The sequence below is a fragment of the Halomonas sp. genome, assembly GCF_033549285.1.
Taxonomy (GTDB): domain Bacteria; phylum Pseudomonadota; class Gammaproteobacteria; order Pseudomonadales; family Halomonadaceae; genus Halomonas.
Genome location: NZ_JAWSUJ010000029.1, coordinates 14,736 through 28,963, shown reverse-complemented (window position 1 = coordinate 28,963; position 14,228 = coordinate 14,736). Strand labels below are relative to the sequence as shown.

Genomic DNA, 14,228 nt, shown 5'->3' with positions numbered 1-14,228 from the left:
TGTCGCTGGCTTGCCCTATACTTCTGTCTGCTCTGCCATTTCCAACGCATCATCTACTTCAATGCCAAGATATCGGACAGTACTCTCTATCTTCGTATGACCCAATAGCAACTGTACAGCCCTCAGGTTTTTTGTGCGGCGGTATATCAGAGACGCTTTTGTTCTTCGCAACGTATGCGTGCCATAAGATGAAGGGTCCAAGCCAATAGAAGTTACCCAGTTTTTTACAATTCGTGCGTACTGTCGCGTGGATAAGTGATCTAACCTGCTCAGACGGCTTGGAAATAAGTAGTCATCGTTTCGTAGCTTGGCGCGTATAATCCATGTTTCTAAGGCATTGCGAGTCTGTTCGGTTATTTCGAACTGTACTGGTCTCTTCGTCTTCCTCTGCATTACGACAGCTCTTGAAGACACATGATCACCATGTGCCACATCCCGGACGCGCAATGAGATCAAGTCACAGGCCCGCAGCTTGCTATCGATTGCCAACTCGAAGAGCGCCAGGTCTCGTATCTTCTCAGCAAGCTGCAGCCTGACACGAATGGCCCAGATGTCTTTGAGGCGAAGCGGTGTTTTCTGACCGACCAGCTTGCCTTTGTTCCAAGGCTCGCGGATAGCAGGTGTTGATTTATTCATGGCATGGACCTCCACGGATGGAATGTATAGGATGGTCCAGTACATGCTCGACGTGTGCTGGAGCCTGCAATTGATCGCAAACCGACCCATTGCGGACATGCTGGCAAAGGCAGCATGCTCGTTCATCCGTTATCAGACCCTGCGGTCTGATACCTGTTAGGTTTTCCAAAAGGGGCAGGCATGTTCAGTATTGGTAGCTTTTCACTGGGGACTCTGTTTGGAATTCTCCTGACTGTTATTCTCAATCACTTTTTAGCCAAGTCGAGAGATAAAGAAAATAGCCAGAGCCAAGCCCGCCGCGTAGCCGGAATTCAGCTCCAAGAGAGCTTCGCCGATGCATTGAATGCAGTTGATCCGCACATAGTTGATGTAGAGGATGCTTACACAGTCTTAAGCAGGTCCTTTAAGGAGCATTCCAAAGCGATCAGGCTTTTCCGTCCTCATTTGTCTGAAAAAGAAAGAGAGGAGTTTGATAAGGCCTGGAAAGAATATTACTGCTATGAGGATGAAGAAATTCCCTTTCTAGAGCAGTACTCAAGCCATATTGGTAGCCATGAGCTGTATCTCGAGAACTGCAGGCTAGCTAGAGAAAGGATTGAGCGGATTCTGAGTTTCGCCGAAACCTAACCAGTCATTCCAGTTCGTTACGGCCCTGACGGGCCTCCACCGGACGGCCTTTTCTCCGCTTCGCTAAGCAAAGGCCGCCGCTGAATATTGGCGTTATATATCAGAAAAATCTCAATGGCCGTTGTTGGCCGGCTGGAGAATCTTGGCCTATGCTGATAGGTGGTTGTGTCAGTTGATGGCTCAATGTGACCATGGAAAATTTTGTGGGCGCGCTAAAGGGTGTTATGAAGCAAGCGCTGTGGCTGACATTGTATGCCTTATATTCGATTATTTCATGAACTTACGAGAAGATTGCGCGCGGCGAAATATTACTTGATGCGCATCCGCGATCATTAATATTAGAGTATAGCTCAATCACTGATATTTGTGCTTAACTTGCAAGTCAATTCTTTGGAGGCCAACAATGAGCACTCAGTCGGAGCGGATTTGCGCATCCATGTTCATTGTTTTGGTCCTGGCATTGATTTCTTCCGGCCCGGCCAAGGGCGAGAGCTTACCTACTATCAAAGACCTTGAAAAGAAAGAGTTGGAGCAACTGAACGTCGAAGGTACTCTTTGGGGGGAGGTTCAAAATGCTGGAAACAAGATCAGGTTCAGTTGCCTGAAAGCCTTTCCAGACGAGAGCTACTGTAATTGCTTGGGTGAGAAGCTTCCACTTTCTTTGACATTTCCACAATTTGTTACTGTTGTTTCTACTACTAAACGAGATCTCGGGTACGCGACGCTTACGTCAGATGGGATGAAGCTAATAGATATAGCGAGAAGTGTCCGAGAGACCTGCGTTTCTGCGATGCGACCTTAGAGTGGGCATTCATTACCTGCGTTTCCAAGCGGACGTTTCCTTCGCTGTGCTCGGGTTCCCTCAGCTGCTGCGCGGCATCGGCTGCGGTGAAGCGCGGCGTTATATAACACCAGACTAAATGACTGCTCTTGGCCGAAGAGAGAATTTTAGACCTCGCTCATGAATGGATGGTATCAGCATCCGCTCTGGGACACTCAGTGACAATAAAAGGTAACCTACTTTTGCTGATCGTATCGCCTACTGAGCGAACCACTATAATGCCTAGCCGGCCAAACGGCAGTCAGCGGTGGGGTTCAAGAAAGTGGATATCCATTTCTTTCGCCTATCGCGTAGCATCAAAAGGAACTAGCGTATGTCTTGGAATGAACACACTCAGGGGTTGCTAGAGACAGAAGTCTTCAAGGGAAGGGTCGTCGAACGGCGGAAAGGAAGAGGCGGATTGGTCTACATTGTCGAGCAGGATGCAATCCCTAACCGTATCGCCTACAAGACAATCCAGGAATTCGAAAGTAATCTTTTCGTTGATACTGAACGACTTGATCGCGAAGCCAGAAACTGGTTTGGCTTTTCGGGTCACCCGCTAGTTATCAAGCCACACTTCATCGAAGTCTGGAACAATGTGCCGCTTATCTGCATGCCGTATTGTGATGGGGATCTCAGTAATTTAGTAGGAAAGGAGCTAAGCTTGGCGGGCGTGGTTTGCCTATCATTGCAGATAGTGAAGGGGATGATAACTGCTAACGAGCGTGGCATGGACCACCATCAAGATGTAAAACCCGAGAACTTACTTTACATAGACCTGAGCGCTAAGTTTCGCGATTTTCCACCTTCAGGCGTTGATGCTGCGGTGAGGTATTCCGTCCGGATTGCAGACTTCGGAGTAGCCAATGCCTGGCGTGATAACCATCTGGGCGGCACTAACGCTTACAAGGCTCCCGAACAGCATGATGCCAATGCCTACGACACATTTGCTCCTGATGTGTTCGCGGTGGGTTTGGTAATCGCAGAGCTATTTCAGGGCTACCATCCCGCAGCAAAAGACCCGGGAACTAAGGTGTGGAACTGGAAGGGTTCCAAGCTTAAAAAATGGACAATTGGTGGGGAGAGACATTTCTCTCCTACTCATAATGCCCAAGCTCAAGAACTAGTGCAGTTGGTTAAAAAAATGTTGACTGCTAACCCAGGTGAGCGTCCTTCGTTCCAGCAATGCTACGCCCGGCTGGCGAGTATTCTTGAGTGTTTGAGTCCTAAAACTTTTAAACAGCTCGAGCTTCTCTTCGAATACTTCGAGTATCTCGCTAACTACTGTGCTATGGAAAGAGAGATTGAAGGGCAGCTTAAGCTTGCTGTGTTACCTAGCCAACGAGAGATGGTTAAAGAAAGTATAAAACAAAACTTAAAAGATTCACTAGGTGGAGGCGTGACATCTCTCGAAAGAGCTCTTCGTGTGCACCACTTGGCGAAGGCTCTACATAGAGTTTGCGGTAAAAATTGTATCGATAACGATAAGGAACTTCTGGTTGAGGGCTCTATATCGGTTTTGAGATTCACCCTTAAAAACCATGAAATTATCACTTCGGACTGCTTGTGGCCTCTGTTTTCATTTGGCAACCCGGAGCCAAAGAAGTTCGTGAGTGATATTGAGGCGAAGGCGGAAATCCTGAATACTAATATCGAACGGCTGCAGATACTAAGTGCTTATGATGTGCAATTAGAGGTGCAGGTTGACGAGAGTGGAAAAGTGATCCGTGCATGTAGGATCTTGAATGAGGCAAGCGACATGTGGCGGAGGGGGCACAGAGCCGAAGCTTGCGATCTGTTAGGTGAAGTGCGGCGATTGGCACCCTATGAACCCGAGCTAGAGAGCCTATACGAACGCTGGAACAGCACGAGGGACCTCTTTGCGGAGTCCAACTCCAGAGATAAGCACATGACTGGTCGCATAACCAAATAACTTGAACCCAACCAGGCCATTCATCCGACGCTCGTACCTCATACGGCTGATGACTGACGTTACATCAGCTTTCGTTGAAGGACCGCTTCTGGCCGGAAGCGGCTTTATATGATGCGAAGTTTTATTTTTATGAGCCGGATAGATATGCGTGCTAAGTATCCATGGATCATTGCACTTTGGGGCTGGTTACTAAGATCATTTCTTTGCCTCCATTCAATCACTGTTCTGAAAATGATATATTTCAGATGTTAAATAATTGTTAGGGCGACGGCCCGAAGGCCGCCGCCGATGATAGACAGGATATCCCTGCCCGTTGATCAGAATTCGAGGCGAGCCTCCAGCATATAGGCACGACCCGGCATCGGAACGCGTCCGACCGGGCTGACGTCGGAGCCACGGAAGTAGGCGTCATCATCGAGCAGGTTGGTGGCAGAGAGTCCAATGTTCAGGAGAGTATCATCGCTGAGGCTGATATCGCGGCCGATGCGGGCGTTGACCAGGGTGTAGGCAGGCAGTTCGCCGGCATCACCGTTAGCGGTTTCCTGTTGGGTATTAGCAGCATCGCTGAAGCTGTCACTGACCCGGTTGACACTCACGCTCGCCAGCCACTGATTCATCTCATAACGAGCGTTGGCGCTGATGTGATGTTTCGGCGCGTTGGGCAAGTCATTACCGGCGTTGTCGCCCGTGCGTTGCTCGGTGGCGAGGTAGGTGTAGCCAAGACCCAGTGACAGGCGATCAGTGGTCTGCCAGTCAGTCTCCAGCTCGATGCCTTCGTGGCGCGTCTCGCCCAGGTTGACGAAGCGATCATTGGCCTTGTCGAACTGGATCTGATCCTCGTAGTCGATGCGGAACAATGTCGCGGAAGTGGTGAGAGTCGGCGTTACATCGACGCGAGCGCCGAGCTCATAGTTCCAGGCGGTCTCGTTGGCCACGTCGCCCTCCCGGGTAGCTTGGGCAATCTGGACCGGCACCAGCGATTTCTGTGCGTTGGCGAACACGAAGACCTCATCGGTGGCGGCATAGCCCACCGTCAGCCCCGGCAGTATTTCGTCTGTATCATTGGTCGAGGGGGTATCGTTGATGGCGTCATAGAAGTCCATGCGCACATCTTCGTAGCGTACCCCTGGGGTGATCTCCAGCTGTCCATCCATCAGGCTCAATGTGTCACTGGCGTAAAGCGCGACGGCGTCTGTCTCCAGGTCCCAGCGCCGCACTTCATTATAGCTGCCGTCGCTCAGATCCCGACGATTGACGTCGAAGTCGACATCCTCACTCACATAACGCGCACCCAGCGTCATGGTGTGGATACCCCCGCGCAGGGTCAGGCGCGGCTCGGTCCCCCATACATGAAAGACTCGCGGAGAGTCGGCTACATGACTTGATTCCGCCTCTGGGTCGGACCAGGCACCGCCGCTGACCAAGTCCTGGCCGAAGAAGAAGGTGCGGTCGGCACGGTGGGCAAAATTGCGCCAAGTGAATTCGACGTCGTCGTTGGGACGATAGGTCCAGCCCAGTGTCCCGCGCAGCATGTCCGCTTCATAGGCGTCATAAGGCCGCTGGGAGGCAGTGCGGTCGCGTTCGTAGGCCGCGGGGCTGAGGGCGCCGGGCAGCTCGGCGTCCACCTCATAGTACTGCAGGCTCGCGTCCAGGCTGTGGCGGTCGTCGATGAAGTACTCGGCGTCGACCAGGAAGTTCTGGACATCGGTGTCGGAGTGCTCGCGGAAACCTTCACCACCCTGGACGTTGGCCTGGAACTGCAGCGCCAGGTCGTCATTGACGAAGCCACCGACACGGTAATAGGTGTCATGGAAGACATTTCCCGTGTCTTCGGCGATGGTCACCCGCTCCGACAGGGTCTGCCCAACCTCCCCAGGGATGGGTTTGGTCAGGAAGTTGACCACACCGCCGACGTTGTTGGGGCCGTAATGGACCGCCGCGCCGCCGCGTACCACGTCGATGGTGTCGATGCTCTGCAGCGTCACCGGGAACAGGGAGGCGCTGACGTTGCTGTAGGGGCCGATGGCGATCGGGTAGCCATCCACCATCATCTTCAAACGTTCGCTGCGCAGCGGATTTAGGCCACGCAGGCCGATATTGGGCAGCACACCGGTGCCGGTCTCGTCGAGCACCTGTACACCCGGCACCGAGCGCAGCGCGTCCTCGATGTTCAGCGCGCCGCTGTCATGGAGCTGCTCGGGCTCGATCACCGTGCGTGTGCCGGCGTAGGTCTGCACTTCTTCCTCGGTCGGATTGCCGAGCCAGTCGCCCTGGACGACCAGGGTATCGAGTTGGGCGGTCTCCTGAGCTTGTACGCCGGCGCTGATCAGCACGGAGACAAGGCCAATGGCGGCGGCGAGGGGTGTCTTGGGGGAGTCGCCTGCGAGTGTCGAGAGGGTGGAGCGTGAGGTTTCCATGATGAGCCCATTTTTCTGGTTATAGAATATAATGAGTCTCAATAGTAAATGAGAAAGATTGTGAAGTATAGCCCTGAGACTTGCCGTTACCCTTCTCCCGTGCGCTATAGCGTCGGCGGGGTTAGAGACGCCACAGGCACGAAATAGGGGGATGAAGCGGCTTGGGTGTCGTTGTGAGCTTGCGAACCGTCATCGATGATACGGGCGCGAATGCGGAAGACATCGGCCAGGAGTTGTTCGGTAAGCACCTCGGATGGCAGCCCTGCCTTGATAAGCTCTCCTGCCCGCATGGCGACCAGCCGGTGCCCCACCCAGGCTGCTTGGTTGAGGTCATGCAGTGACATGATCACGGTGAGACCCTGCTCACGGTTGAGTGCCTGCAACATTTCCAGGATCTCCAACTGATGGCCCAGATCCAGAAAGGTAGTGGGTTCATCCAGAATCAGCAGATCGGCCTGTTGGGCCAGGCACAGCGCGATCCAGGCTCGCTGACGTTCGCCTCCAGACAGTGCCGACAGCGAACGGGCTTCGTAGCCGGTCAGGCCCGTGACCCGAATCGCCCAGCGCACCCGGGTGTGATCCTGCTCGCTGAGGGGGGCAAACAGGCGCTGGTGAGGAAAGCGGCCGTAGCGTACCAGCTGCTCGACGCTCAGCCCCTCAGGCGCCTGGGGATGCTGGGGTAGCATGGCCAGGCGCCGAGCCAAGTGTCTCCGGGGCCAGCTCGTCACCGTGCGGCCATCAAGTAGTGCCTGGCCGTTTTGGGGTGTCATCAGGCCTGCCAAGGCACGCAGCAAGGTGCTTTTGCCGCAGCCATTGGGACCGATCAGACAGTGGATGTGACCCGGTTCGAAATCGAGAGTCATGTTCGGCACGATGATCTTGTCGGCGTAACCCAGTCGCAGGTTTTGCGCCGATAGCCGCGGGGCCTGGGAGCCTGCATCGCCAGGACCTACTTGGGCCTGGAGACGGACGGGCTTACCTGCTTGGGAAGGGGGGGACATGCTGGGTGTCATCGCTTAGCGCCTCCTGGCCAGTAGAGCGAGAAAGAAGGGAACCCCGAGCAACGAGGTAACCACTCCGATGGGGATCTCAGCTGGCACCAGTACGAGACGCCCGATCAAATCCGAGGCGAGCACGAGCAAGGCACCCAATATCGGGCTGACGATGAGCTGACGCTTAAGGTCGGGGCCGACCATCAGTCGCGCGATATGCGCGACGATCAGGCCGACGAAGCCCACGGGGCCGACGACCCCCACGGCACTGGCGGCGAACAGTACCGCCACCAGCAGCAGGACAAAGCGCGAGCGCTCGACGCGAAGCCCGAGGGTGGCAGCGACCTCGTCACCCAACTGCAGCAGGTTGGCGCCTCGAACCAGCAGCGGCAGCAGGACAAGGCTGGTTGCCGTCCATGGCAGCAGCGCCGTGAGGTGCGTCCAGTCGCGGCCATACAGGCTGCCCGAGAGCCAGGCCAGCACCGTTTCGGTAGTGGCCTGGGCCCAGCCGGCCAGGACCCCGGTCGCCAGGGCATTGAGCAGGCCCGCCACGGCGATGCCGCACAGGACAAGCCTCACCGGGGTCGAACCACGATTCCAGCTCAGGCGGTAGACCACCCCTGCCGCCGCGAGCCCGCCGAGGCAGGCGATGAACGGCAGCCAGTCGAGGCTGAGTGCCGCGCGGAGATAGGGGTTACCGTCGCCGGTAAGACGCTCGGCGGCTGCGAAGACCAGCACTGCCGCGAGGCTCGCCCCTGCGTTAATGCCCATCACCCCGGCGTCGGCCAGCGGGTTGCGCATAACCGCCTGTAACAACGATCCTGCGATAGCGAAGTGGATCCCGACCAGGGCCCCCACCAGCAGGCGCGGCAGGCGCAGGTTCCAGATGATGTCCTGAGCCACCGGATCGCTGACCGCCGAATCGCCGGAGCCAGTCATCGCCAGCCAAGCTCGGCTCGGTGACAGGGGGACGGCCCCAAACAGCAGGTTGGCGAGAGCAGCTAGAATCACCAGGCCCAGCAGCACAGCAACCCCGAGTGGTAGGCGGGTTTTCACGGGTTCGCTGTCGGCGGCGTGGGGCAAGATAGGTGTCGCGGCGTGAGCGGAGAGGGTCATAGCGTTCTCGAGCGAATCAGGGCAATGAACAGGGGACCACCGATCAGCGCGGTGAATAGCCCCAGTGGCAGTTCCTGGGGAGCCGCCAGAGTGCGGGCGAGTAGGTCACTGAGGGTGACGAGCAGGGCGCCGGTCAAGGCGACCAGCGGCAGCGCCTGCCGCTGGTCGACTCCCGCCGCCAGGCGCACTAGGTGGGGGGCGACCAGACCGATGAAACCCACCGGCCCGGCGACCGCCACCGAGGCGGCGGTCAGCGCCACGGCAAGCGTCACAAAACCGAGACGCAACAACGTGACGGCCCCGCCTAGGGAGCGCGCCACGCTATCTTCGAGCTGCATCAGATTAAGCCAGCGGCCGGTACCGAGCGACACCGCGAGGCCGCCGAGGGCCCAGGGCAGGATCTGGATGACATGGGCCCAGCCGCGCCCCTGAAGACCACCGGCCAGCCAGCTGAAGAGCTGCTGCGCCTGGGCGCCGGAGAACAGCAAGAAGGCGGTGACCAGGGCCGAGGCCAGGGCGGTGACCGCCATCCCGGCCAGGGCCAGCATCAAGGGCGAGAAGCCACTGCGCGCTGCCAGCAGGAAGGTCAGGGTGGCGGCGCCCGCGCCCCCGAGCATACCGATGCCAGGCAACCAGGTGACGTCCACCCTCCAGGCAACTTGTGCTATCACCACCGCCATCGAAGCCCCGGCGACGACGCCGGTGATGCCGGGCGACGCTAACGGGTTGCGGGTCACGGTCTGCATCAACTGGCCGGCCAGGCCCAAACTTGCCCCCACCAGTAGGCCGGCGATGAAGCGGGGCAGGCGAAGTTCCAGCACCAGGATCGTGGCCATGTCATCGCCCCGGCCGGTGAGCACATCGGTTAGCTCGTGAAGCGACACCGGTACGCTGCCGGTGACCATGGCCAGTCCCCCGATGACGGAAATGACGATGACGAGCAGTACGCTCCACCGAGCGAGGCTCGGACGGCGAGGTGCAGGTGCCGCATGAGTGCCGTCGGCAGATGGCGGGGCAGCGGCGTTCATGAATAGGGATGGCTGGCGATGGAAGGCGGCAACTCAGGACGCGCAACGTCTTCGGGATATAGCCGCCAGGCCATCTCGTCGAGGATCAAGCGGCGGGCGATGGGGCCACCGCCCTCTTTCCAGTGTGGGCCGACCTCGTATACCCGGCCGTTCTTCACCGCCTCGAGATAGGGCCACACCGGGTTGTTGGCGAAGGCTCGCTCGCTGCCGGTGGCGAACAAGAAGATGACGTCTGGGTTGAGGGCCAGCAGACGTTCCAGGCTGATGGTGTAGCCGAAGGGGATAGTTTGCTCCGGCGTCGGAGACGGGCCGGCGGCGTTGGTGGCGTTCAAGTGTTCGAGCAGAGTGGCACTTAGGAAATGATCGTGGTAGGCGAAGGGTGCCTCGCCGGCACCGGCGAGCAGGATGGCGCTGACGCCCCCGGGGGCCTCGTCGAGCTTGGCAAGGCGAGCGTCGAAGGCCTGGTTCAGCGCCTCGCCTTCGGCGCGTTTGCCCAGTGCCGTGGCGATACCCGTCACCGCGCGGTGGCTGTCCGCAAGGCTGACCACATCGAAGGCGTAGAACGGGGCGATAGCCTCGAGCTGGCGGGCGTGGGGCTCGGTGTAGCGGTGAATACCGATGATTAGCTCAGGCTTGAGCTCGGTGAGCAGCTCCAGGTTGGTGCTGGCACGTTGGCCAAGACTTCGAGTGTGGGAGAGCGGGGCACCAAGATAACTAGGCAGTGGCTCACTGCCGAACGTCGAGGCACCGACGGGCGAGACGCCGAGTGCCACCAGGGTATCGGCGGCGAAGGTCGAAATGGCCGCCACCCGCTCGGCCTGCATGGCTTCGATCGGGGTGCCACGGTCGTCACGAAGTGGTTCGTCGGCGTTCGCTGGCTGGGCCAGGGCGCTGTGGTCCATGACCAACATAAGCCCCAACAGCAAGGCGAGCGCTGTGCCGGGAAACGAGCATTGCATGCGTTTTCTTTCCATCAGGCATCGGCAAAGTTATAACGGTGGACTGTAAACGAAAAAATAATGGTTTGCATTAGTATTGATAACACCCCGGCTCGCTTACCACGCGCCCGAATGTTCGTCTGTCCGGGCCATGAAGTGGTCAGGACGTAATTCCTTCAGCGTCTTCCGCCCGTCGTGAGGCTCGCGTCAGTGGTGGCCGGGGCCGCTGGGCTGAGGTCGAAGGAAGCGCGCAGTCACGCAGACGGCGAAACAGGATGCCGCGGTCTTCGCCCACCAGGAGGTTGATCACCCGCGCCCTCGTCAGTACCGGTGCTGGCCCAAGGAATCGCACAGAACAGGCAGCACGTAGAGTTGGCATCGATGCACTCGACGGTCACTTGGCACAGGGGCAGACCTTCGGCAACAGCAGTGAGCCGGATGGGCAGCCACACCTCACGAGCAGGTGTCATGAACCGCTGGGAACCCATGGGCTTATCCTGAGCCGCTCGACGGTGGCCAGATGGTAATGATGATCCGGTCCGCGCTTAGCTGACCTGTCAGGTGGTCCCAAGGATGGGGTCCGCTTCGTTTGATGGGATGCTATAAATTAAATATGGGTATAAAAAATTATTTTAAATAAACATTAAAGAATAAGAAGGCGCCGCGTTAGGATGGGCTGAATGATTCATCCTTGGAGAGATTCCATGCTACGCATCCCAAATCTGCTAGCTGCTCTGCTGGCTCTGCTGATCGCCGCCGGTCCGGCCCAGGCCGAGGACACCACCCGCCTCGAGGTGGGCTACATGCCGATCCTCCCGGTCGCCCAGCTGTTCGTGATGGAGGGCGAGGGCTGGACGAAGGAGATCGGCCTCGAACTCGAGCTGACTCGCTTCTCCAGTGGTCCGGCCATGGTGCAGGCGCTGGCCTCCGGTGAGCTCGACGTCATGTACTTCGGCATTGGACCGGCCATGGTCGCCCGCGCCAATGGCGTGCCGATCAAGGTGCTGGCTGCGAGTATCCGCGAGCAGATCGGCCTGGTGGCTCGAGGCGAGCTGGCTGAGACGTTCGCCCAAGTCGACGACCCTTCCGAAGCCATCGCCCGCTTTACCGAAGAGCAGGGTCGCAAGCCACAGATTGCCACTTTCCCCCGCGGCTCGGTGCCCGACACCGTGATGCGCTACTGGCTGGTCGAACGACTGGGCGTGGGCGAGGAGGCCGTGGAGATCGTCGCTATGGGCGCCGACCGAGTCCAGCAGGCACTATTGGCCGGAGCGGTGGATGGCGCCTCGATCCTCGAGCCGATCCTCACCACCGTGCAGGAGCGCGACGACAGCGCTCGGGTCGTCGCTCGGGCCGACGAGATGCTGCCTGGCCAGCCTGGTGCAGTGCTGGCAGCCCGTGAGAGCGTGCAGGCGGAGCACCCCGAGGCGATGCGCGAACTGATGGCACTGCACTTGCGCGCCACCGAGGTACTGGTCGAGGAGCCCGAGCGAGCCGCACCCCACGTCCGGGAGTTCGTCGGCAAGCGCCTGATCGAGCTCGATACCGTGGAGGCCGCCCTGCGCTCTCCGTCCTCCAACTACCTGGCCGACCCCCATGCCATCCTGGAGGCCACCCGCACCATGCACGACTTCCAGGCTGCCCAGGGCACGCTTAGAAAGCGCGTCGACCTGGACGCGCTTTTCGACACCGACCTCTACGATGCGGTGGCCGAGGACCACACAGGCTCATGACATCGGTCCAGGCACGGCATCGACGAAGTCTACTGGGCGCCCTAGGCCTGACCGCCTTCCTGCTGCTCTGGGAACTGGCTCTGCGCAGCGGCCTGTTACCAGGCAGCCTGGTGCCGCTGCCCTCGACGATTCCCGGTGTACTGGCCGCAGAGGTTGCTGACGGCATCTGGTTCGAGGTGGTGATGTCGAGCCTCACCCACTACAGCGTGGGCCTGCTGCTGGGCTCGCTGCTGGGCATCACCGTGGGCGTGTCGGCGGCCCTGCTACCGGCCGTCGATGCCCTACATGCCTGGCTGGCCCGGCTATTGCGCCCGATTCCGCCGCTTGCCTGGATCCCCTTCGCGATCATCTGGTTCGGCATCAATCCCACAGCGGCGGCCTTCATCATCAGCATCGGCGTGTTCTGGATCAACTACTTCGCCAGCTACAGCGCGGTGCGCTCGGTGGATCCAGGTTATGACGAGGTTGCTCGTGCCTTCGGCCAGGGCGGCTTCCTGGCACGGCTTGCCAAGGTCAGCCTGCCGGCGGCCGCTCCTGGCATCCTCGGCGGGCTGCGTGCCGGCCTGGGGCAGGGGTGGATGACGGTGGTGGCCGCCGAGCTGTTCGGCATCCCTGGCATCGGCCAGCGTATGATGGAGGCCTCCAGCCTGCTCGCCACCGATATCGTGGTGGTCTACATGCTCACCATCGCCGGGCTCTATGCGGTCTTCGACTTCTTGTTCATGACACTGCAGCGCCGGCTACTCAGGTGGCAGCCGTGACCGCCTCCCAGGCCACTCTGCCTCCGGTGCTGCGCGCCCGCGGGATCCGCCTGGGCTTTGGCGGCACACCCGTGCTCGCCGGCGTCGACCTCGACCTACACCCCCGAGAGTTCGTCGCCATAGTAGGCGCCTCGGGAGTCGGCAAGTCGACCCTGCTGCGCGCCCTGGCCGGGCTGCTCGCTCCCCAGGAGGGCACGGTCGAGATTCCCGAGGGCGGAGCTCGCGACACTCGGGCCTGGTCCATGGTCTTCCAGGCACCACGGCTCTTCCCATGGCGTCGTGTACGCGCCAATGTAGAATTGGGGCTGGAGGGGCTCGCCCTCTCACGGGCCGAGCGGCGACAACGGGCCCTGGAGCCCCTGGCGCTGGTGGGGCTTGAGGACTATGCCGAGCGCTGGCCGCATACCCTGTCTGGAGGCCAGCAGCAGCGAGTAGGTATCGCCAGGGCACTAGCCGTGCGCCCGAGGGTGCTGTTCATGGACGAGCCCTTCTCGGCTCTGGACGCAATCACCCGGCGCCGCCTCCAACAGGAGCTGGTCGACCTGCGCCGCCGTACCGAGGCCGCCATCGTCTTCGTCACCCACGACATCGAGGAGGCCGTGCTGCTCGCCGACCGGGTGATAGTGCTGGGCGGCCAAGCACCGGATCGGCCGGCAGGGGTGGTGGAGACCCTCAATATCCCGCTGCCGTTGGACGACCGCCGCGACCACCCGGACTTTGCCGACTGCCTGCAGGCCGTCGAGCGCCATATCGGGGCCGCCCACTGACGTTCCCCCCCCCACACTCCCGAGAACCAGGAGGCCCCATGGCCGCGCTTCGCGTCCTGCTGCATGCCCCCACCGCCGAGGCCCTCGCCCGGGCACGGCGCAACTTCCGCAACCTGAGCAAGGCCTGCCCCGATGCCGAGGTGCTGATAGTGGCCAATGCGGGGGCGGTGGCCGCAGCCTTGGCGAATCCAGACGAAACTGACCCCCATCTGCGACTGTGCCACAACTCCCTAGTCGCGCAGGGCCTCGATAACACAACCGGCCTCGCGGAGGTAGCGGCAGCAGTAGTCACCCTCGCGGAGCTTCAAGCTGCCGGATGGTGCTACATTCGCGCTTGACGTGGGTGGAATGCAGCATTAAGGAACCACTGATCAATTCGGTTTCGAGCGACTGAGGAACTCAGTGTGACTCAATCACCGCGTCGGCGATCAATTTCCGACCACCTCATGTGGTCTGT

General features: G+C 59.4%; 12 protein-coding genes. 6 read left to right on the top strand and 6 right to left on the bottom strand.

What is annotated here, in order from left to right; genetic code table 11:
- Positions 1-15: 15 nt before the first annotated feature.
- Complete coding sequence (locus tag SCI24_RS08650) at positions 16-636, bottom strand: tyrosine-type recombinase/integrase (protein ID WP_318725018.1); 621 nt, start codon at positions 634-636, stop codon at positions 16-18.
- A gap of 180 nt (positions 637-816) precedes the next feature.
- Between SCI24_RS08650 and SCI24_RS08645 the strand changes: the two genes are divergently transcribed.
- Positions 817-1,263 (top strand): hypothetical protein, encoded by a 447-nt coding sequence (locus tag SCI24_RS08645; protein WP_318725017.1) that lies wholly within the window; start codon positions 817-819, stop codon positions 1,261-1,263.
- A gap of 1,154 nt (positions 1,264-2,417) precedes the next feature.
- Positions 2,418-4,019, top strand: coding sequence for a protein kinase domain-containing protein (locus tag SCI24_RS08640; protein ID WP_318725016.1), 1,602 nt, complete (start codon positions 2,418-2,420; stop codon positions 4,017-4,019).
- A 317-nt stretch (positions 4,020-4,336) separates the two neighbouring features.
- Here SCI24_RS08640 and SCI24_RS08635 read toward each other — a convergent pair whose 3' ends face one another.
- The 5 genes from SCI24_RS08635 to SCI24_RS08615 all read right to left on the bottom strand — a co-directional run bounded on the left by SCI24_RS08635 (position 4,337) and on the right by SCI24_RS08615 (position 10,474).
- A complete protein-coding gene (locus SCI24_RS08635; RefSeq protein WP_318725015.1) occupies positions 4,337-6,436 on the bottom strand; it encodes a TonB-dependent siderophore receptor in 2,100 nt (699 codons plus the stop codon).
- A gap of 104 nt (positions 6,437-6,540) precedes the next feature.
- A complete protein-coding gene (locus tag SCI24_RS08630; protein ID WP_318725014.1) occupies positions 6,541-7,449 on the bottom strand; it encodes an ABC transporter ATP-binding protein in 909 nt (302 codons plus the stop codon).
- A gap of 3 nt (positions 7,450-7,452) precedes the next feature.
- Positions 7,453-8,544, bottom strand: coding sequence for an iron ABC transporter permease (locus tag SCI24_RS08625; protein ID WP_318725013.1), 1,092 nt, complete (start codon positions 8,542-8,544; stop codon positions 7,453-7,455).
- Positions 8,541-9,572 (bottom strand): iron ABC transporter permease, encoded by a 1,032-nt coding sequence (locus SCI24_RS08620; RefSeq protein ID WP_318725012.1) that lies wholly within the window; start codon positions 9,570-9,572, stop codon positions 8,541-8,543. Before SCI24_RS08620 ends, SCI24_RS08625 begins: the two co-directional genes overlap by 4 nt.
- Positions 9,569-10,474, bottom strand: a complete 906-nt coding sequence (locus SCI24_RS08615) for an ABC transporter substrate-binding protein (protein ID WP_318725011.1) — start codon at positions 10,472-10,474, stop codon at positions 9,569-9,571. The genes SCI24_RS08620 and SCI24_RS08615 overlap by 4 nt, the downstream gene beginning before the upstream one ends.
- 740 nt (positions 10,475-11,214) lie before the next feature.
- On the opposite strand from SCI24_RS08615, the gene SCI24_RS08610 reads away from it, so the two are divergent.
- The 4 genes from SCI24_RS08610 to SCI24_RS08595 are packed head-to-tail and all read left to right on the top strand — an operon-like array spanning position 11,215 to position 14,109.
- Entirely contained in the window at positions 11,215-12,243 is a 1,029-nt protein-coding gene (locus SCI24_RS08610; protein WP_318725010.1) for an ABC transporter substrate-binding protein, read from the top strand.
- The gene (locus SCI24_RS08605; RefSeq protein WP_318725009.1) at positions 12,240-13,004 is read left to right on the top strand and encodes an ABC transporter permease; all 765 of its coding nucleotides are present in this window, start codon (positions 12,240-12,242) and stop codon (positions 13,002-13,004) included. Before SCI24_RS08610 ends, SCI24_RS08605 begins: the two co-directional genes overlap by 4 nt.
- Positions 13,001-13,771 (top strand): ABC transporter ATP-binding protein, encoded by a 771-nt coding sequence (locus SCI24_RS08600; protein ID WP_318725008.1) that lies wholly within the window; start codon positions 13,001-13,003, stop codon positions 13,769-13,771. The genes SCI24_RS08605 and SCI24_RS08600 overlap by 4 nt, the downstream gene beginning before the upstream one ends.
- Positions 13,772-13,809: 38 nt before the next feature.
- Positions 13,810-14,109: a hypothetical protein gene (locus tag SCI24_RS08595; protein WP_318725007.1), complete on the top strand. Its 300-nt coding sequence runs from the start codon at positions 13,810-13,812 to the stop codon at positions 14,107-14,109.
- The last annotated feature ends 119 nt before the right edge of the window (positions 14,110-14,228 follow it).

Excerpts from the sequence above, each read along its gene's own strand:
- SCI24_RS08650 (WP_318725018.1), bottom strand. The coding sequence starts at position 636 with ATGAATAAATCAACACCTGCTATCCGCGAGCCTTGGAACAAAGGCAAG.
- SCI24_RS08645 (WP_318725017.1), top strand. The coding sequence starts at position 817 with ATGTTCAGTATTGGTAGCTTTTCACTGGGGACTCTGTTTGGAATTCTC.
- SCI24_RS08640 (WP_318725016.1), top strand. The coding sequence starts at position 2,418 with ATGTCTTGGAATGAACACACTCAGGGGTTGCTAGAGACAGAAGTCTTC.
- SCI24_RS08635 (WP_318725015.1), bottom strand. The coding sequence starts at position 6,436 with ATGGAAACCTCACGCTCCACCCTCTCGACACTCGCAGGCGACTCCCCC.
- SCI24_RS08630 (WP_318725014.1), bottom strand. The coding sequence starts at position 7,449 with ATGACACCCAGCATGTCCCCCCCTTCCCAAGCAGGTAAGCCCGTCCGT.
- SCI24_RS08625 (WP_318725013.1), bottom strand. The coding sequence starts at position 8,544 with ATGACCCTCTCCGCTCACGCCGCGACACCTATCTTGCCCCACGCCGCC.
- SCI24_RS08620 (WP_318725012.1), bottom strand. The coding sequence starts at position 9,572 with ATGAACGCCGCTGCCCCGCCATCTGCCGACGGCACTCATGCGGCACCT.
- SCI24_RS08615 (WP_318725011.1), bottom strand. The coding sequence starts at position 10,474 with ATGGACCACAGCGCCCTGGCCCAGCCAGCGAACGCCGACGAACCACTT.
- SCI24_RS08610 (WP_318725010.1), top strand. The coding sequence starts at position 11,215 with ATGCTACGCATCCCAAATCTGCTAGCTGCTCTGCTGGCTCTGCTGATC.
- SCI24_RS08605 (WP_318725009.1), top strand. The coding sequence starts at position 12,240 with ATGACATCGGTCCAGGCACGGCATCGACGAAGTCTACTGGGCGCCCTA.
- SCI24_RS08595 (WP_318725007.1), top strand. The coding sequence starts at position 13,810 with ATGGCCGCGCTTCGCGTCCTGCTGCATGCCCCCACCGCCGAGGCCCTC.